This is a genomic window from Brevundimonas sp. (genome assembly GCF_032107865.1).
GTDB lineage: Bacteria > Pseudomonadota > Alphaproteobacteria > Caulobacterales > Caulobacteraceae > Brevundimonas.
This window is the reverse complement of sequence record NZ_DAMCNG010000041.1, coordinates 1-17,147: the sequence shown is the minus strand read 5'-3', so window position 1 is coordinate 17,147 and position 17,147 is coordinate 1. Positions and strand designations below refer to the sequence as shown.

Here is a 17,147-nt window from a genome sequence, read left to right as displayed (position 1 = left end):
CAGGGCGACGATCGGCATCAGGTCGTATTGCAGCAGCAGTTCGGCCTCGGCTTCGCTGACCACGGCGCCGGGGCGGGCCGAACGCGCGTGGCCGTAGCCGATGACGGGGGTGCCGTCGCGGCGCAGCACGGTGCGCGGGCGGAAGCCCTCGAAGCTCTTGATCAGCACAAGGCCTTCTCGAGAGACCTTGCGGCGTTGCGGCGCGGCTGCGGACACGGATTGACCCAATTCGAAACGGGCGTTCTCGCCCTGATCGGGACGGAGCAAGCCTCGTTCCGAAATCGGCGGGGCCGTTTCAGGTCAGATTTACAGCAGGACGATGGTCGCCAGACCGAGGAAGATCAGGAAGCCGAAGAAGTCGGTCGTCGCCGTTACGAACACGGCCGAGGACACCGCCGGGTCGAACTTCAGCTTCGACAGGGTCAGCGGGGTCAGCACGCCGACGCTGGCGGCGACCAGCAGGTTCAGGATCATGGCCGCCGCGATGACCGCGCCGATGCGCCAGTCCTGGAACCAGAAGCCCGCCGCCAGACCGATCAGCGGCGCCAGGACGAAGCCGTTGGCCAGGCCGACGGCCATCTCGCGCCAGAAGGTTCTGAGGGCGTTGGAGGCGTTCAGCTCGCGCGTCGCCAAGGCGCGCACGGTGACGGTCAGGGCCTGCGTCCCTGCATTGCCGCCGATGGCCGAGACGATGGGCATCAGCACGGCCAGGGCCACGATCTGCTGGATGGTGCCTTCGAACAGGGCGATGACGCTGGCGCCCAGCATGGCGGTGAACAGGTTGATGCCCAGCCAGGGCACGCGGCCGCGCACGATCTCGAACACGCTGGACGACCGGTCCTCGTCGGCGACGCCGGCCAGGCGCAGGATGTCCTCGCGGTTCTCTTCCTGAATGATGTTGACCACGTCATCGACGGTCAACTGGCCGACCAGCCGCCCGCCCGTGTCGACCACGGGCGCCGAGATCAGGTGATATTTCTCGAAGATGTAGGCGACCTCTTCCTGGTCGACGTCCACCTCGATGGCGTTGACCGGCTCCATCAGCTCGATCAGGGGCGTGGCGCGCGGGCTGCGCAGCATGCGGCTGATGGCGACGCCGCCGACGGGCCGGTTCATCGGATCGACCACATAGATGTCGAAGAACAGCTCGGGCAGGTCGTCGCCCTGGGCGCGCACGTGGTCGATGGTGTCGCCGACGTTCCAGAATTGCGGCGCGGCCATGAATTCGCGCTGCATCAGACGGCCTGCCGAATCCTCCGCATAGCCCAGCGAGGATTCGATGGCGGCGCGCTCGACCTCGGGCATGGCGGCCAGCACGCGCTCGCGCTGATCATCCTCAAGGTCTTCGACGACCGAGGCGGCGTCGTCCGAATCCAGTTCCTGCAGGGCTTCGGCCAGGGTGGCCGAGGGGACGCGCTCCAGCACCTTCTCGCGGATGCCGTCGTCCATCTCGGGCAGGGATTCCGCCAACAGTTCGGGCGGCAGCCACTGGACCACGACCGAGCGATGCTCGGCGGTCAGGAAGCCCATCAGGTCAGCGACGTCGGCGGGGTGCAGGTCTTCCAGCAGGCCGCGCAGCCGCATGCCGTCGCCGTCGTCCGCGGCGTCCACGACCTTTTCGACGAAGGCCGCCGTCAGGGCGTAGTCTTCACCCAGGGCGGCGTGATCTTCGTCTTCGAGATGAGGGTCTTCGGGGCGCAGAGGGGCAAAGTCCGTGTGGGTCACGTATCTGCCTCCTCTGTGATGATTTCAGCCTATCTAGCCGAGATTCGCCCTGTCAGATCAGATGGTGCGGTCGAGAAGACTCGAACTTCCACGGGTTGCCCCACAGCGACCTCAACGCTGCGCGTCTACCAATTCCGCCACGACCGCTCGCATCGGAGGGCGGGCAATAGCGGAGAGCCGACGGAAAGAAAAGAGCGTTTTGCGGAAATAGCGGAGAGAGGCGCAATTCCTTCTCCTGACAGGCGAGGGATGGCTCAGGCGGCTCCGGCCATGAAGTCATAGACATCCGCGGGGCGCGTCACCGTGATGGCGATGCGGTCGTCGCGAATCTCGATCTCGCCGCGCGCGACCGGATGGTTGTTGGCCAGGATCCAGACCTCGTCCTTTTCCGAGGCGTCCAGCGGGATCACCGCGCCGCGGCCCATGCGCAGCAGTTGCTGCATCGGCAGGACCGAACGGCCCAGCACGACCGAAATCTCGACATCGACGGCTTCGATCTGGCTCAAGACGGTACTCGCAAATCAACGGGCGGCCCTTGCGCCGCCGCGTTAGGCCCCACATTGAGGGCATCATGCTTGCCGACCCGTTAAACTCTTCACAACGCCGCCTGTTTCGCGAGGACGGCCGTCCCGTCGAATGGGCGCTGTCGTCCGGCTATGTCGACTACCCCGCCGCCGAGGCCGCCATGGAGGCGCGCGTCGCCGCCATCGCCGCCGGAGAGGCCGAGGAACTGGTCTGGCTGCTGGAGCACCCGCCGCTCTATACCGCCGGGGTCTCGGCCAAGGACGACGACCTGCTGGCGCCCGACCGCTTTCCGGTGCACCGGACGGGACGGGGCGGGCAGTTCACCTATCACGGGCCGGGCCAGCGCGTGGCCTATGTGATGCTGGACCTGAACAGGCGGGGCAAGGACGTGCGCGGCTTCGTCCACGGCCTGGAGGACTGGATCATCGGCGCCCTGGATCGTTTCGGCGTCGAAGCCGGGATGCGCGAGAGCCGCGTCGGCGTCTGGGTCGAGCGCAAGGGCGCGGGCTGGAGCCGCGAGGACAAGATCGCCGCCATCGGCGTCAAGGTCCGCAAATGGGTCAGCTTCCACGGCATCAGCCTGAACGTGGAGCCGAACCTGGACCATTTCGGCGGCATCGTGCCGTGCGGCATCACCGAGCACGGCGTGACCAGCCTGGTCGATCTGGGCGTGCTGGCGACGATGGACGAGGCGGACGATGCGCTGAGGTCGTCCTTCCAGCAGGTGTTCGGGCCGGTTCAGCCGGGCGTCGCGCCGCTCTGAAGTCGGGCGCCGGGCGCGGCGCCGTAGCGGTTGAACGCCTTCTGACCCGGCAGGACCGCCAGATCGAAGGCGACGAGGGCGAGGGCGGCGGCTGCGACCCAATCCAGAATCGTCAGCGGTTGCGGCCAGGCCAGGGCGAAGGCCAGCAGAATCGGCCCGCTCCACCAACCCGAACGGCCTCGATCATGCAGGCGTTGGGACAGGACGCAGAAACCGCCGTAGAGCAGGGCGGCGGCGATCAGGGCGTGAAGCCAGCCCGGCGTTCGCAGAAGGATGTCTGCGGCGACCCAGGCGCCGACCAGGCAGGCTGCGCCCGCCAAGAAGCGAATTCGACCGATGCGTCCCGTGGAGTTCAAAAATAGATCAGCCAGGGCGGTCATTCTGGGGGCACGCAGCGTTTCGGCGCGTTTTGCGCCTGCGGAAACCACGGCCTAGTCGGGAAACAGGCGCGCGTAAACGTCGAGGTCCAGAAAGCGGTGCAATTTCGTCACAGGGGTGGCGACGGCGCCGTTAATGGGTCTAAAACACGACCAACCCGCACTGTGAACGGACTGGGAGAAACCCTCATGCAACGCCTGCTTTCCGCTTCGGCGGCCGTACTGGCCCTGAGCTTCGCCGCCTCGGCAGCTTCGGCCCAGAATTTCAGCGATCTGGCGCGGCAGGATCTTCAGGCCATGCACACGGCCCTGCGCGACAACCACCCCGCCGTCGTGGTGCCGGGCGACGCCAGCGCTCCTTTCCGCGCCTGGCTGGACGCCGGCTTGCAGCAGGCGCAGGCCAAGGCCGGTCAGGTCAACAGCGGCGACAGCCACGCCTATCTGCTGCGCTGGTACGCCAACGGTTTCCGCGATTCGAACATCGCCGCCCGGCCGACCTATGAGGGCCTGGGTCCGTTCTTCGCCACCAGCTGGCCGGGCGTGGCCACGGCCTGGCGCAACGGCCAGTATGTCGTCTCCTATGTTCAGCCGGGCGTGCGCGGCGCGCCGCCGCTGGGGGCCGTGCTCAAGAGCTGCAACGCCGAGCCGATCGAAGACCTTGCCAAGGCCAAGCTGGACCAGTTCGAGGGCGATCTGACGACCGAAGCCGGGCGTGTCCGCAGCGCCCCCTATCTGCTGTGGAACCGCAATAACCCGATGACGACGGGCGTGCCTGGCACCTGCGAATTCCAGGTCGGCCGCCGCACCCGCGACTTCACCCTGTCGCCGCAACCGGCCACGGCCCAGAACCTGGAAGCCGCCTATCGCGCCTCGGTCTATACGCCGTCGGGCGCGCCGCTGTCGGTCGAGACGGTGAACGGCCGCCCGTGGGTCAACGTCCACTCCCTGGCCGATGACGCCGCCTGGGACGCCTTCTTCGCCCAGATCGAAGCCCAGTCCGCCGCCATTCGCGGGCCGCAGGGCTTTGTGCTGGACCTGCGCGGCGCCAACGGTTCGTCGCTCAACGCCACCACGCGCGGCTATGGCCTGGCTAACCGCATCTGGTCGCCGGAGTTCACCGTCAGCCGCCAGCCTGAAGCCGGCCAGATCACCTATCGCGCCACCGCCGCCAACCGTCAGTGGTTCGCCGACACCCTGAACCGCATGGTGTCCGACCCGCGCTTCGTCCAGGAATCGGGCGCGGTGATCGAGCAGACCCAGGCCATCGTCGCCGCATTCGACAGCGCCATCGCCGCCGGTCAGCCGACCTTCGTCATGCCGGGCCGCCCGGCGACCCCGGACACCGGCGCCGCCAACCCGGTTCAGGGCCAGGTGGTCGTGCTGGTCGACGCCGGCTGCTCGGGCGGCTGCCTGGACACGCTGGACCTGCTGAGCCGCCTGCCGAACGTGCGCATCGCCGGCTCGACCACGGCCGAGGACACCATCTTCATCGAGCCGACGACCCTGCGTCTGCCGTCCAACTACGCCGACCTCAGCTATGGCCATAAGGCCTGGACGACGCGCCAGCGCGGCAACAACGCGCCCTACGCCCCGGCCGGCGCCCTGGCCTATGCCGGCGACGCGACCGACGAAGCGGCCGTGCGGACCTGGGTGAACGGTCTGTTCGGCGCCTGATCGGAACGATCATCTCGGGCTATTGAGGGCCGGACGGTGGAACGACCGTCCGGCCCTTCCTATTTTGAGATCATGACCCAGACCGAATCCGCCGCTCCGATGCGCTCCGCCTCCGGCTATGACCTGACGCCGCCGACCGACAGCCAGCGCGTGGCGCTGGAAGCCGATCTTTCGCCGGAAGAGAAGCGCGTGCTTCTGGCCCACGGCACCGAGGCGCCCTTCTGCGGAACCCTGCTGGGTGAAAAACGGGCAGGGGTCTTCTGCTGCCGCGAATGCGGCCTGCCCCTGTTCCGTTCGGGAACCAAGTTCGAGAGCGGCACCGGCTGGCCCAGCTTCACCGAACCTGTCGATCCGGCTCACGTTCGCGCCGTACGCGACGACAGCTACGGCATGGTGCGGGTCGAGACGCGCTGCGCCCGCTGCGACAGCCATCAGGGGCACGTCTTCCCCGACGGCCCGCCGCCGACGGGCCTGCGCTACTGCATCAACTCGGTCGCGCTCAGTTTCGTGGCCGAGGGAGAGGCTTTGCCTGATCCTCTGGGGCGCGACGACGGGACGGCCTGACCTTGGCCGCATTTGAGGTTAGGGTGCGTGTGAACGGGAGTAGATGCGTATGCTGATCGAACTCATGGCCGCCTCCCTCTTGCTGGCGAGCAGCGATCCCGAAGGCGTGGTGTCGACGGCGCCGCGCGCCGGTCCGGGCGCCGTGCCGACGGCGAGCGCCGATGCATTGGCTGCGACGGTCGGCGACGCCTCGCCCGCCGTGACGCTTCAGACGGCGGCGCCGCATGGTCTGACGACGGAAGAGCAGATTTCCCGCTGGATCGGCGAGCGCAAGGCCGATGCGCCGCCCGTCGAGACCTGGACCGACGCCTGGGAAGAGGCCGCGCCGCGCAAGATGCACGGCCAGGTCAGCGCCGGGATCGGCACCGGCGGTTACAAGGACTTCGGCGCGGCGGTCTCTTTGCCGCTGGGCGAGAGCGGCACGCTGAACCTGAGCTTCAGCCAGACGAAGAATGCGCCCTGGGCCTACGGTTATGGCTACGGACCCTATGGCTTTGGCGCGGGACGCTACGGTCTGGACGGCTACGGCTGGCGCGACGCCTACGGCGCCGTGCCGGGGCCCTGGGGCGTACGCAGCCCGCGTGAGCGCGCCGGTCGAATTCGTCCTTTCGAACTGGATGACGAGCGTCGTGAGACGCCTGACGACGCCACGCGATAGGGTGTTGGGCGGCCGAAGTGCGGCCTGAGGGTCACGGCGCGCGCTTTTTCCCCTTTGGCGTCGCATCGCCGCATTCCCTTTCTATGTGCTGATCCCATATGCCCTCGGGCAAAGGATCAGTATGGACAGTTTGCTTACCTCGGCCGCCGACTTCATCGCCCGCAACGCCATGTGGGCCGGCGTGATCCTCGGCGTCGTGACCTTCTTTGAGTCTCTGGTCGTCATCGGCGCCTTCGTGCCGGCGACAGGGTTGCTGGTCGCGGCGGGTGGGCTTGTGGCCGCAGGCGTGCTGGACCCCTTCACCGTCATCGGCGGCTGCGTCATCGGCGCGGTCATGGGCGACGCCATCTCTTATTGGATCGGTCGGCGCCTGGGCACGCGCGTGCTGCGCCACCACCTGCTGGTGCCGCACCGCCGCAAGCTGGCCTGGACGCGCCTGTACTGCCGCCGCTACGGCGTGGCCTCCATCTTCATCGGCCGCTTCTTCGGCCCGCTGCGCGCCTTCGTGCCGGTGATGGTGGGCGTGCTGCAGATGCGCCAGCGTGTCTTCCAGATCGCCAATGTCAGCTCGGCCTTCGTCTGGGTGCTGGCCATGCTGGCGCCCGGCTATCTGGCCGCCAAGGGCCTGGCCAAGCTGGAGATGATGAGCGAGGCGCACAATCCGACGCTGTGGCTGCTGGCCTTCGGCGCGGTGGTGTTGGCGCTGGTGCTGGCCATGCGCTGGCTGAAGGGCCGCGCGGCGCGACGCAATGCGTTGCTGGAAGCTTCTGTGCGCGGGCTGGGGGAGTAACACCCTCGCCCCGTTCGCGCTTGCGCGAGATTTCTATCTTTCGTCACCCTCGGGCTTTCACACCGCCTGCCTCCGGTCATCCCGGCGGACGCCGGGATCCAGTGCTTTGGCTTCAGAGTACCTGGTTCAGCGGTTAGGCCATGGTTTGGCTCACTCACTGGATCCCGGCGTCCGCCGGGATGAGCGGGAATGAAAGGCGACGACCAACACTTAGGACCAACTGAGTCGCCACGAAAAAGGGCCCGGCGGATGCCGGGCCCTTTCGCGTTCTCGCCCTGCGGCGGGATCAGTCGTGGGTGTGGCTGTGGGTCTCGGCGGCCGAGGCCGTGCCCGAGGCGCTCCAGGCCTGGCCGTCTTCGCTCTCGAACCAGAACGGCTTGCGCTCAGCGCCGCCGACCTCGTTCATGTGGTTATCGAATAGACGGCCGTTGATCATGGTGTAGCCGATCTTGGTCGAGTCCCGCAGGTTCTCGAGCGGATTGGCGTTCAGCACGACCAGGTCGGCCAGCTTGCCGACTTCCAGCGAGCCGATGTCCTTGTCCATGCCCAGGGCGCGGGCGCCGTTGATGGTGCCGACACGCAGGGATTCATGGGCGCTCATGCCGCCCTGTTCGAACATCCACAGCTCCCAGTGGGCGCCGAGGCCCTCACGTTGGCCGTGGGCGCCGATCTGGACCGACACGCCCTGGTCCATCAGCCGCTTGGACTCACGCGCGATGGAGATGTGGTTCAGCTCCTCCTGCGGGGTCTTCACCGGACGACGCGAACGCGAATCCAGAATGCGGCGCGGCACGTACTGGGTCAGGATCGGATCCTTCCAGACGTCGGTCGTCTCGTACCAGTGGTTCTCGCCCCAGGCGCCGCCGAAGCCGACGATCAGGGTCGGGGTGTAGGCCGTCCCCGTCTGCGACCACAGTTGCACGGCGTCGTCGTACATCCGCTCCACCGGCACCGAGTGCTCGATGGTGGTGTGGCCGTCGACCAGCATGCTCATGTTGGCGTGGTACAGCGAGCCGCCTTCCGGCACGACCATCATGCCCAGCTCGCGGGCGGCCTGCATGATCTGCTGGCGCTGGTCGCGGCGGGGCTGGTTGTAGCTCTTCACGCTCCAGGCGCCGATGGCCTGCATCCGGCGCAGGTGCGAGCGGGCGTCGTCCAGGTTGTTGACCACGGCGGTGGTCGGCGTGGCCGCCCCGTACAGGATGGTGCCGGTCGAGAAGATGCGCGGCGCCACCACGCGCCCAGCCTTGGCCAGTTCGCTGTGGGCGAAGATCTCGCTGTTGTCGTTCGACGGGTCGTGCAGCGTCGTCACCCCGAAGGCCAGGGCGGCGTAGTTCACCCAGCTCTGCTGCGGGATGATCTCGTCCGAACCCATGCGGCCGTGCCAGTGGGCGTCCACCAGGCCGGGGATGATGGTCTTGCCGGCCATGTCCATGACGCGGGCGCCGGCCGGAACCGTCACCGAGCCGCGCGGGCCGATGGCCTCGATGCGGTTGCCGTTGATGACGACGACGCCGTCCTCGATGACTTCCTCGCCCTTCATGGTGATCAGGCGGGCGCCCGATAGGACGGTGACGCCGCTGGGGCGGGCGTAGTCGGCGCTGAAGCCGATCTTGACGCCATGCTCGGCGGGCTTGGGCAGGTCAGCCGGCGCGCCGTCCATGAAGGCGAAGCTTTCGCTCAGCGGACGCGAGAACAGCTCCGGGCCCATCGACCACTGCAGGCGGCTGGAATCGCCCGACCAGTGCAGCCATTCGCCGGCGTCGCGGGTGACGCGCGTCTGCGGCAGGGCCTTGGCGTCGGCGCCGACGGTGATCGGACGGCCGGTCGGGACGAAGGGGGCGACATAGGCGTTGAAGCGCTCGGTCCAGGCGATCCACCGCTCGTCAGGCGAGATCGAGAACTCGGCCGCCCATTCGCTGCTCAGGTGGGTGCGCTCGTCCTCGCCCGACAGGTTGACGGACTTCAGGACGCGCTTCTCGCCGTCGCGGGCGCTCAGGAAGATGCGGTCGTTGCTGGCGCCGAACTGCGGGTTGGCGCCGGAATCGGTGATCTTGACCGGCTCGCCGCCGCGCACGGAGACGCGGTAGATGCCCGGTTCGCGGCTCCACATGGCCGAGCGCAGATAGCCGTCGCTGGAGGTGCGATAGACGATCGTCTGGCCGTCCGGCGAGAAGCGCGGCTCCAGATAGTGGCCGGGGTTGGTCGTGATGGTGCGGCCTTCGCCGCCCGCGACCGGAACCACGCGGATGGAGCCCAGGTTTTCGTCGTTCCAGGTCGTGTAGACGATGGAGCGGCCGTCACGCGACCAGGACGGATACAGCTCGAAATGGTCGCTCTGGCGCGTCAGGCGGCGCGGCGTTCCAGCCACGCCGTTGCGCAGATCGCGGACCCACAGGTTGCCCAGGGCTTCGAACACCACCTTGGAGCCGTCCGGCGATGTCTGCGCCCAGCGGATCATCTTCACGTCGAACTGGGCCGGAGCCACGTCGACGGGGAAGCGAGCGGTTTCCTGCACCCGGCGGGTGTCGGTGACGCGGAAGGGCACGTCGCTGATGGCCTTGGAGGTCACGTCGATGCGGCGGATCTTGCCGCCGGCCCAGATGACGATGGAGCCGTTATCCGGCGTCCAGGCGAAGCCCGGATAGACGCCGTGGATGGCCCAGGTCTCCTGCATGTCGCGATCCAGGGCGTCATAGATCGGCGTCTCACGCCCGGACTCCAGGTCCATGACGTAGAGCGTCGACTGGTAACGGTCGCGGCGCACGAAGGCGAGCGACTTGCCGTCCGGCGACGGGGTGGGGCGCACCGAGCCGCCCGGCCCGGTGACGAAGGGCTTGATCTCGCCCGTCTCGCGATCCAGGCGACGGATCACATACAGCTGGGTGTTCGGATCCTTGGAATATTCAAAGACGCCGCCCGGCGTGGATTCGTCGCTGAAGTACATGTAGCGGCCGTCGGGCGAGAAGGCGGGCTCGCCCGTGTCCTTCTGCTGGGTGCGGCGCTCGGTCAGTTGCACGCCGCTGCCGCCGCCCGAGCGGTGGTACATCCACATCTCGCCCGCGCCCAGCGAACGTGAGGAGGTGAAGTGCTTGCGCCCGACGACGAACTGGCTGTCCGGCGTCCAGGCGGGGGAGTTCAGCAGGCGGAAGGTCTCGCTGGACACCTGGCGCGGGTTGGAGCCGTCGCGGTCCATGACCCACAGGTTGTCGCCGCCGGCGCGGTCCGAGGTGAAGGCGATGAAGCGGCCGTCCGGCGAATAGCGCGGCTGCATGTCCCAGGCCACGCCCGAGGCGATGGGGCGGGCTTCGCCGCCGCCGATCGGCATCACATAGATGTCGCCCAGCAGGTCGAAGATGATCTCGCGCCCGTCGGGGCTGACGTCCAGCGCCATCCAGGTGCCTTCGTCGACATTGATGTTGACGTCGCGCTGGGCGCCGATGGGGTTCTGCACGTCCCATTTCGGCGCCGCTTCGGCCCCGCTTGCTGCGGGAGTTTGGGCGAACGCCGGAAAGGCCACGGTCAACGCCGCGGCGGTGGTCATCAGAATACGCTTCATGAAAAGCCCCTCAGCCCCTCAGACAAACTTGGATGGGGCGAAGCTAGCGGCGCGCGGACTGGGTTGACCAGTCGGGATAATGACGCAAAGGCCGAATAATCTTCGGCGTCTTGTCGCGCGGGAGGCGGCGAGCGCCTGCGCGATTTCGTCGTCTTGCTGTCACGCTTCAACTGACGGAGCTTCTCGCGGACGCTCTGTATGGAGCGATGAACAATGGAGTTCAGAGTGAGTGCGTCGGCTTGGACGATTGTTGGTGCGCAGGCTGATGACGCCGAAGCCTTGGCCTTGATCGGGGCGGCGACCTTTCTTGAAACGTTCGCAGGGGTGCTGGACGGCGCGGCCATCGTTTCGCATTGCAGCGTCGCGCATGCCTCCGGCTATTACGCGGACCGACTGAAGGCCGGGGCGGCGGCGTGGCTGGCTCAGGTCGAACATGGCGCGCCCATCGGCTATGCGTTGCTGGACAAGCCGCAGCTTCCCGAGGTCGAGGTTCGCGAAGACGATCTGGAGTTGAAGCGGATCTACGCCCTGAGCCGATTCCAGGGCGGGGGATTGGGCCGTGCCTTGATGGCGACAGCGCAGGACGAGGCGCGACGTCGGGGCGCGCAGCGATTGCTGTTGGGCGTCTATGCGCAAAACCAGAGAGCCTTGGCCTTCTATGCCCGCGCCGGATTTGTCGGGCTTGGCCGGCGGCGCTTCAGCGTGGGCGGGCGTGAATACGAAGACATGATCCTGGCGCGCGGCCTGGCGTGATCCGCCGACGCTGAACGGTGAAGCAGAGCCTTCGCAGGATTCGATCTTGTGACGTTCTTTTGAGCGTTTCCGAAAACATGGTGCTTATCCCCACATTGTTTTGAGGGGTAAGGCGTTCGGCTGCGTATTGCCGTTTCTCAAGTATAAATATGAAATAATCTACGGCACTGTTTAAAGTGCATGATCATTTGGAGCAACGGAAAATAGTCATGTCCGGCCCGCCTTTCGAGGCGAGTTAGCGGTACGTTATATTTTTGGATTAATTTGAACGATATTTATGCTGATTTTTATATAAAACAGCATAAATATTGCCGATTTTTGAGCTGTCATATGTATATACATGACTTGACGCTCAAGACGCCTCCCGCACAGGTTCCGTCGCAGTCAGGGCTCGAGGTTCTGCGCGAATACCTAAGCGGGAAGGCATGGGGACGATGAAAAAGAGGCTTTTGTTGGCGGGGGCGGCTGTCGCCGCGACGATGTACGGCGGGGCGGCGTCGGCTCAGGAAGTCGATGTGACGAATGTTGACGACATCGTCGTCACCGGCAGCCGGATCAAACGTCAGGACATCAGCGGGGTCGGCCCCGCCACGGTCGTGACGGGCGAGGATATCGAGCGCACGGGCATCACAAACGTCGAGACCCTGCTGCAGCGCCTGCCGGCGTCGGCCGGCGCAGCGGGCAATCAGACGAACTCCTACTGGACCGGCAACGGCTACGGCACGGCGCAGGTGAACCTGCGCGGCCTGGGCATCAACCGGACCCTGACGCTGATCAACGGTCGTCGCGTCGTCAACGGCGGCACCGGCGCCAACAGCGCCCCTGACCTGAACATGATCCCGACCCCGATCATCGCGCGCATGGACGTGCTGAAGGACGGGGCCTCGGCCATTTACGGCGCGGACGCCGTGGCCGGGGTGGTGAACATCATCACCGTCAACGGCTATGAAGGCCTGAAGGTGTCGGGCAAGTACGGCATCACCGACGAAGGCGACGGTCAGGATGTGACCTTCGACGTCCTGTGGGGCATCAAGAACGACCGGGGCAGCGTCACCGCCGCCCTGACCTATCAGAAGTCCGAAGAGGTCAACCTGGCCAGCCGCGCGCCGTGCGGTCTGGGCGAGGTCAACGGCGCCCTGACCTGCATCTCCAGCGCCACGACGCCGGGCGGCCGCGCGGTTCTGCCGAACGGGCAGATGATCAACTTCAACCAGACGCCGGGCGGGGACGGGAACTTCTACGAGCCGTATGATCCGGCCAAGCACAACCACAACTCTAACGGCTATCTGAACGCCTCATCGCCGATCGAGCGCTTCAGCACCGCCGTGCTGGCCGACTATCAACTGACCGACAAGGTCAGCCTGTTCGGCGAGCTGTTCTTCACCCACCGCGAGAGCAGCCAGATGGCGGCGCCGGGCGCCCTGCGCGACATCCGCATTGCGGCCGATCATCCGACCAACCCGACCGGCCAGGATCTGCTGTTGATCCGCCGTCTGCTGGTCGAGCCGGGCCAGCGTCAGTTCTTCCAGGAAACGGACACCTACCGCTTCGTCGGCGGCGCGCGCGGCGACATCGCCGGCGACTGGACCTGGGAAGCCTCGGCCAACTGGGGCCGCAACACCGGCGTCGACGGCATGACCAACATCGTCAACCTGCAACGGCTGGGCGATACGCTGAACACCTCGCTGTGCAGCCCGACGCCGGGCGCCGCCGTGCCGTGCGGCGACTATCTGGGCATGGGCGACGTCAATCAGGACGTACTGAACTACATTCTGTTCAACTCGCGCGACACCGGCGGGAACGAGCAGAAGAGCCTCACCTTCGACGTCAGCGGCACGGTCATGGAACTGCCCGCCGGCGCCCTGGCGATGGCGGCGGGCCTGGTCTATCGCGAAGAGAAGGGCTGGCGCGATCCCGACGCCCTGACGGTTTTGGGCATCTCCAACACCAATCAGCAGGATCCGATTGCGGGCGAGACCAAGGCCAAGGAAGCCTATGTCGAACTGTCGGCCCCGCTGTTGAGCGACCTGCCGTTCGTGCAGCGTCTCGATCTGGATGCGGCTGTCCGCTACTCGGACTATGATCTGTTCGGCGGCAACACCACCTACAAGCTGGGTCTGAACTGGTCGGTGGTCGACAGCCTGCGTCTGCGCGCCACCTATGGCACGGGCTTCCGTATTCCCAGCGTGCCGGAACTGTACGGCGGCGTGGCCGAGGGCAATCTGACCACGACCGATCCGTGCAGCCGCTACAGCACGAGCGGCGACGCCGTCCTGATCGCCAACTGCGCCGCCTCGGGCGTGCCGGCGGGCTATGTCCAGATGGGCAACAGCATCCTGACGACGGTCGGCGGCAATGAGATGCTGCAACCGGAAAGCACCGAGACCCTGACCCTGGGCCTGGTGTGGCAGCCGACGCAGATCAGCGGCTTGACGCTGACGGCCGACTATTTCGACATCAAGGTCGAGGACGCCATCCGTTCCATCCCGGGCTCGACCAAGCTGGCGATCTGCTATGCGACGCCGAACATGGACCACCCGTTCTGCAAGCCGGACAGCTTCACCCGCAACCCGCTGACGGGCGAGGTCAACTATCTGTCGGCCCAGCCCACCAACACGGGTCTGGAGACGATGAAGGGCGTGGACATCGGGGTGCGCTACGCCTTCGACATCGGCCAGCGTCGCGCCAGCCTGGACTGGAACACCACCTATCTGGACGAATACGTCATCACCCCCTTCGAGGGCGGCGATCCGATCATCTTCGACGGTCATATCGGCGGCGGCAACGGCGGCTATCCGCACTGGCGCTCGAACGCCAGCCTGACGGTCATGGATGAGCGCTGGGCCGGAACCTATTCGATCCAGATGATCGGCGAGGCGACGGACTTCAACGCCGCGCCGGGCGACATCGGCTATCAGACGGACGCTGTCTTCTACCACAACGCCCAGTTCTCCTACCGGGTGAACGACAACGTCGACGTGGCCTTCGGCATCGACAACCTGTTCGACAAGAAGGCCCCGTTCATCCAGAGCTGGACCGACGGCAACACCGACACGATGACCTACGATCTGCTGGGCCGTCGCGGGTATGTCCGCCTGACGTATCAGTTCAACTAAAACCGATGTGAGGTGCGTCAGGCGCGTGTTCTAGAGCGCTGCCTGACGCAACCGTCTCTCACAACCCGTGAGTATAAAATGATACGCTGGCCTCTATTGGCGCGTAGAACCCACAAGTGGTTTTCGCTCATCATGGGCGTCCAGGCCCTGTTCTGGATCGTGAGCGGTCTTTACATGACCGCTATCCATATCGACATCATCCACGGCGACCACCTGATCCGGACGCCGGACGCCAGGCCGATCGCGACAGACGGGCTGGTGGAGCCGTCGGTCATCTTGCAGGGCGCCGACCAGGCGAGGAGCCTGCGCCTGGTCCAGCAGTTGGGCCAGCCGCTCTATATTATGGCTGACGCCAGGGGGCAGGCGCTGTTCGACGCCCGCTCCGGCCAGAAGCTGCCCCTGATTGACGAAGCCGGCGCCCGTCAGCGCGCCGAGCAGATCTACGCCCCCGAAGGCGCGATCGTGAAGGCCGAGCTTCTGGCGGAAATTCCCGGCGAGATCCGGGGCCGCGCCGCGCCGATCTGGCGCGTCGAGTTCGAGGGCATGTGGAAGCCGACCCTCTACCTCTCGCCGCACACCGGAGAGTTGCTGTCCCGGCGCCATGACCTGTGGAGAGGCTTCGACTTCTTCTGGATGCTCCACATCATGGACTACGAGACCCGCGACAACATGAACAACGCCCTGCTCAAGGTCGCGACCTGGATGATGGTGGCGACGTCCCTGTCGGGCGCCTGGCTCTTGATCTTCAGTTTCCGCCGCAAGCGCCGCGTGCGCAAAAAAGCCGCTGCGTGAGGACCATCGATGTTTCTACTTCGCAGACTTCATAAGTGGTTTGGGCTGGTCCTGGGGATCCAGCTCCTGCTGTGGGCCATCAGCGGCGCCGTCATGGCCATGATCGACCACCACAAGGTGACGGGCGGGCACGTTCTGGCCGAGGTGAAGCCGACGCCTGCGCCGACCCAGGTGCTGTCCCTGGCTCAGGTGTCACAGGCGGTGGGCGCGCCCGTATCGCAGATCGAACTGCGTCCGCTGCAGGACCAGTGGGTCTTCGCGGCGACGACCGCCGAGGGGGTGAAGCTGGTCGATCCGGTCAGCGCCGCGCCTGTGGTCATCGACGCCGAGCGGGCCAAGACCCTGGCGACGGCGGCCTTCAACGGCGCGGCCGCGATCACCTCGGTCACGCGGGTCGAGAAACCGACGCTGGAGACCCGCGACTTCGCCCTGCCGGCCTGGCGGGTCGAGTTCGCGGACAAGGAGCGCTCGACCTTCATCCTGAACGCCGCCACCGGCGAGCTGGCGGGGGCCAAGACCAACACCTGGCGGCTGTGGGACGTGTTCTGGATGATCCACATCATGGACTACACGGACCGTCAGAGCTTCAACCACCCGCTCATCATCATCATCGCCACCGGCTGCTTGTGGCTGGCGCTGAGCGGCTTCATCATGCTGTTCCAGGCCTTCCGCAGACAGGACTTCGCCTATCTACACGACGGCATTGAGTGGCTGCAGGAGCGGCGTCGCCGCTGACGACCAAAGGCCGGGGCGTCCGTGGCGGCGCCCCGGCCTTTTCATGACTTAGAGCCTGAGGAAGGCCGCCATGACCTTGGGAGGGGCGCATGGACAGTCCGCTTCACCGGCGCATCCGGTCCGATATCGCCGAGCGCATTCTGTCGGGCGAGTGGCCGCCGGGGTTCCGCATCCCTTTCGAGCATGAGTTGATGGCCGACTACGACTGTTCGCGCATGACGGTCAGCAAGGCCCTGGCCCCGCTGGCCGAGCGGGGCATGATCGTTCGGCGCAAGCGGTTCGGCTCCTTCGTCGCGCGGCCGCGCATTCACTCGGTGTTGCTGGACATTCCCGACATCCAGGCGGAGATCCAGAAGCGCGGCGAGCCCTATGACTATGAGCTGCTGCTGCGGAAGGTCCGCGCCGCCCACCGGCGCGACGCCAGCGAACTGGGACTGACTGCATCGGGCGAGGTGATCGAGCTGCGCTGCCTGCACAAGGGCAGCGGCCGCGCCTTTGCCCTGGAGGAGCGGGTGATCTGCCTGACCTCGGTTCCTCAGGCCAGGGATGCGGCGTTCGACGAGATTCCGCCCGGCACCTGGCTGCTTGAAAAAGTCCCTTGGACCGAGGCCGAACACAAGATCAGCGCCGTGAACGTGTCGCGGGCGACGGCGGCGACGCTGGGCGTCGAGCCGTCGGCGGCTTGCCTGTCGCTGGAGCGTCGCACCTGGCGGCGGGCCGAGGGCATCACCTTCGTGCGGCTGACCTTCCCCGGCGAGGCCTATGACCTGGGCGCGAGATTTGCGCCCTCCGAGCCTGATCCGGCGGTTCCCGTCGGGGTGTAACGGCGGCAAGACATATGAGTATAGAGGAGAGGGCCATGTCGGCTGATGGCTCGGCTTTGCCGTCCAAGGTAGTGATCATCGGCGCGGGACACGCGGGGGGCTCGGCGGCGGCGCTGCTGAGGCAGTATGGGTTCGAGGGCGAGATCGTCCTGGCGGGGCAGGAGACGGCGCCGCCCTATCAGCGACCGCCCCTGTCCAAGGCCTGGCTGAAGGGGGAGGCGGGTCTGGAAGACCTGCTGCTGCGCCCCGAGAGCTTCTACGCCGAGCAGAATATCGCCCTGCGCACCGGCGT

General features: G+C 66.4%; 16 protein-coding genes and 1 tRNA gene. 11 read left to right on the top strand and 6 right to left on the bottom strand.

Annotated elements, in window-relative coordinates; all coding sequences use genetic code 11:
* The 4 genes from RT567_RS05805 to RT567_RS05790 form a co-directional block, all read right to left on the bottom strand.
* The coding region (locus RT567_RS05805) for a glycoside hydrolase family protein (protein WP_409516149.1) at positions 1-267 on the bottom strand (267 nt) is incomplete at its 3' end.
* A gap of 39 nt (positions 268-306) precedes the next feature.
* Positions 307-1,725, bottom strand: a complete 1,419-nt coding sequence (gene mgtE, locus RT567_RS05800) for a magnesium transporter (protein ID WP_313574976.1) — start codon at positions 1,723-1,725, stop codon at positions 307-309.
* 62 nt (positions 1,726-1,787) lie between these two features.
* Positions 1,788-1,872 (bottom strand) — tRNA-Leu (locus RT567_RS05795).
* A gap of 107 nt (positions 1,873-1,979) precedes the next feature.
* Entirely contained in the window at positions 1,980-2,231 is a 252-nt protein-coding gene (locus RT567_RS05790) for a FliM/FliN family flagellar motor switch protein (RefSeq protein ID WP_003164329.1), read from the bottom strand.
* Between the two features lie 65 nt (positions 2,232-2,296).
* On the opposite strand from RT567_RS05790, the gene lipB reads away from it, so the two are divergent.
* Positions 2,297-3,013: a lipoyl(octanoyl) transferase LipB gene (gene lipB, locus RT567_RS05785; protein WP_313574975.1), complete on the top strand. Its 717-nt coding sequence runs from the start codon at positions 2,297-2,299 to the stop codon at positions 3,011-3,013.
* Here lipB and RT567_RS05780 read toward each other — a convergent pair.
* A complete protein-coding gene (locus RT567_RS05780) occupies positions 2,989-3,393 on the bottom strand; it encodes a DUF805 domain-containing protein (protein ID WP_313574974.1) in 405 nt (134 codons plus the stop codon). The genes lipB and RT567_RS05780 overlap by 25 nt on opposite strands.
* A gap of 186 nt (positions 3,394-3,579) precedes the next feature.
* Here RT567_RS05780 and RT567_RS05775 point away from each other — a divergent pair, with 186 nt between their 5' ends.
* From RT567_RS05775 to RT567_RS05760, 4 genes are all read left to right on the top strand, one after another.
* The gene (locus tag RT567_RS05775; protein ID WP_313574973.1) at positions 3,580-5,064 is read left to right on the top strand and encodes a hypothetical protein; all 1,485 of its coding nucleotides are present in this window, start codon (positions 3,580-3,582) and stop codon (positions 5,062-5,064) included.
* A 72-nt stretch (positions 5,065-5,136) separates the two neighbouring features.
* Entirely contained in the window at positions 5,137-5,628 is a 492-nt protein-coding gene (gene msrB, locus RT567_RS05770; RefSeq protein WP_313574971.1) for a peptide-methionine (R)-S-oxide reductase MsrB, read from the top strand.
* 43 nt (positions 5,629-5,671) lie between these two features.
* Positions 5,672-6,286 carry a hypothetical protein gene (locus tag RT567_RS05765; RefSeq protein ID WP_313574969.1) on the top strand — a complete coding sequence of 205 codons (615 nt, stop codon included), beginning with the start codon at positions 5,672-5,674 and terminating at the stop codon, positions 6,284-6,286.
* Between the two features lie 121 nt (positions 6,287-6,407).
* Positions 6,408-7,076: a DedA family protein gene (locus RT567_RS05760; RefSeq protein ID WP_125902080.1), complete on the top strand. Its 669-nt coding sequence runs from the start codon at positions 6,408-6,410 to the stop codon at positions 7,074-7,076.
* Between the two features lie 286 nt (positions 7,077-7,362).
* Here RT567_RS05760 and RT567_RS05755 read toward each other — a convergent pair whose 3' ends face one another.
* Positions 7,363-10,635 (bottom strand): amidohydrolase family protein, encoded by a 3,273-nt coding sequence (locus RT567_RS05755; protein ID WP_313574968.1) that lies wholly within the window; start codon positions 10,633-10,635, stop codon positions 7,363-7,365.
* Between the two features lie 324 nt (positions 10,636-10,959).
* Between RT567_RS05755 and RT567_RS05750 the strand changes: the two genes are divergently transcribed.
* The 6 genes from RT567_RS05750 to RT567_RS05725 form a co-directional block, all read left to right on the top strand.
* Complete coding sequence (locus RT567_RS05750) at positions 10,960-11,388, top strand: GNAT family N-acetyltransferase (RefSeq protein WP_313574966.1); 429 nt, start codon at positions 10,960-10,962, stop codon at positions 11,386-11,388.
* Positions 11,389-11,822: 434 nt separating this feature from the next.
* The gene (locus RT567_RS05745) at positions 11,823-14,504 is read left to right on the top strand and encodes a TonB-dependent receptor domain-containing protein (protein WP_313574964.1); all 2,682 of its coding nucleotides are present in this window, start codon (positions 11,823-11,825) and stop codon (positions 14,502-14,504) included.
* A 174-nt stretch (positions 14,505-14,678) separates the two neighbouring features.
* Positions 14,679-15,296 carry a hypothetical protein gene (locus tag RT567_RS05740; RefSeq protein ID WP_409516148.1) on the top strand — a complete coding sequence of 206 codons (618 nt, stop codon included), beginning with the start codon at positions 14,679-14,681 and terminating at the stop codon, positions 15,294-15,296.
* A 9-nt stretch (positions 15,297-15,305) separates the two neighbouring features.
* Positions 15,306-16,031, top strand: coding sequence for a PepSY domain-containing protein (locus RT567_RS05735; protein ID WP_313574961.1), 726 nt, complete (start codon positions 15,306-15,308; stop codon positions 16,029-16,031).
* Between the two features lie 89 nt (positions 16,032-16,120).
* Complete coding sequence (gene hutC / locus RT567_RS05730; protein ID WP_313574959.1) at positions 16,121-16,855, top strand: histidine utilization repressor; 735 nt, start codon at positions 16,121-16,123, stop codon at positions 16,853-16,855.
* 35 nt (positions 16,856-16,890) lie between these two features.
* The coding region (locus RT567_RS05725) for an FAD-dependent oxidoreductase (protein ID WP_313574957.1) at positions 16,891-17,147 on the top strand (257 nt) is incomplete at its 3' end.

What these genes read in the sequence shown, in the direction of transcription:
- RT567_RS05765 (WP_313574969.1), top strand. Translation starts at nt 5,672, where the DNA reads ATGCGTATGCTGATCGAACTCATGGCCGCCTCCCTCTTGCTGGCGAGC.
- lipB (WP_313574975.1), top strand. Translation starts at nt 2,297, where the DNA reads ATGCTTGCCGACCCGTTAAACTCTTCACAACGCCGCCTGTTTCGCGAG.
- RT567_RS05740 (WP_409516148.1), top strand. Translation starts at nt 14,679, where the DNA reads ATGACCGCTATCCATATCGACATCATCCACGGCGACCACCTGATCCGG.
- hutC (WP_313574959.1), top strand. Translation starts at nt 16,121, where the DNA reads ATGGACAGTCCGCTTCACCGGCGCATCCGGTCCGATATCGCCGAGCGC.
- RT567_RS05755 (WP_313574968.1), bottom strand. Translation starts at nt 10,635, where the DNA reads ATGAAGCGTATTCTGATGACCACCGCCGCGGCGTTGACCGTGGCCTTT.
- msrB (WP_313574971.1), top strand. Translation starts at nt 5,137, where the DNA reads ATGACCCAGACCGAATCCGCCGCTCCGATGCGCTCCGCCTCCGGCTAT.
- RT567_RS05735 (WP_313574961.1), top strand. Translation starts at nt 15,306, where the DNA reads ATGTTTCTACTTCGCAGACTTCATAAGTGGTTTGGGCTGGTCCTGGGG.
- RT567_RS05760 (WP_125902080.1), top strand. Translation starts at nt 6,408, where the DNA reads ATGGACAGTTTGCTTACCTCGGCCGCCGACTTCATCGCCCGCAACGCC.
- RT567_RS05775 (WP_313574973.1), top strand. Translation starts at nt 3,580, where the DNA reads ATGCAACGCCTGCTTTCCGCTTCGGCGGCCGTACTGGCCCTGAGCTTC.
- RT567_RS05745 (WP_313574964.1), top strand. Translation starts at nt 11,823, where the DNA reads ATGAAAAAGAGGCTTTTGTTGGCGGGGGCGGCTGTCGCCGCGACGATG.
- RT567_RS05780 (WP_313574974.1), bottom strand. Translation starts at nt 3,393, where the DNA reads ATGACCGCCCTGGCTGATCTATTTTTGAACTCCACGGGACGCATCGGT.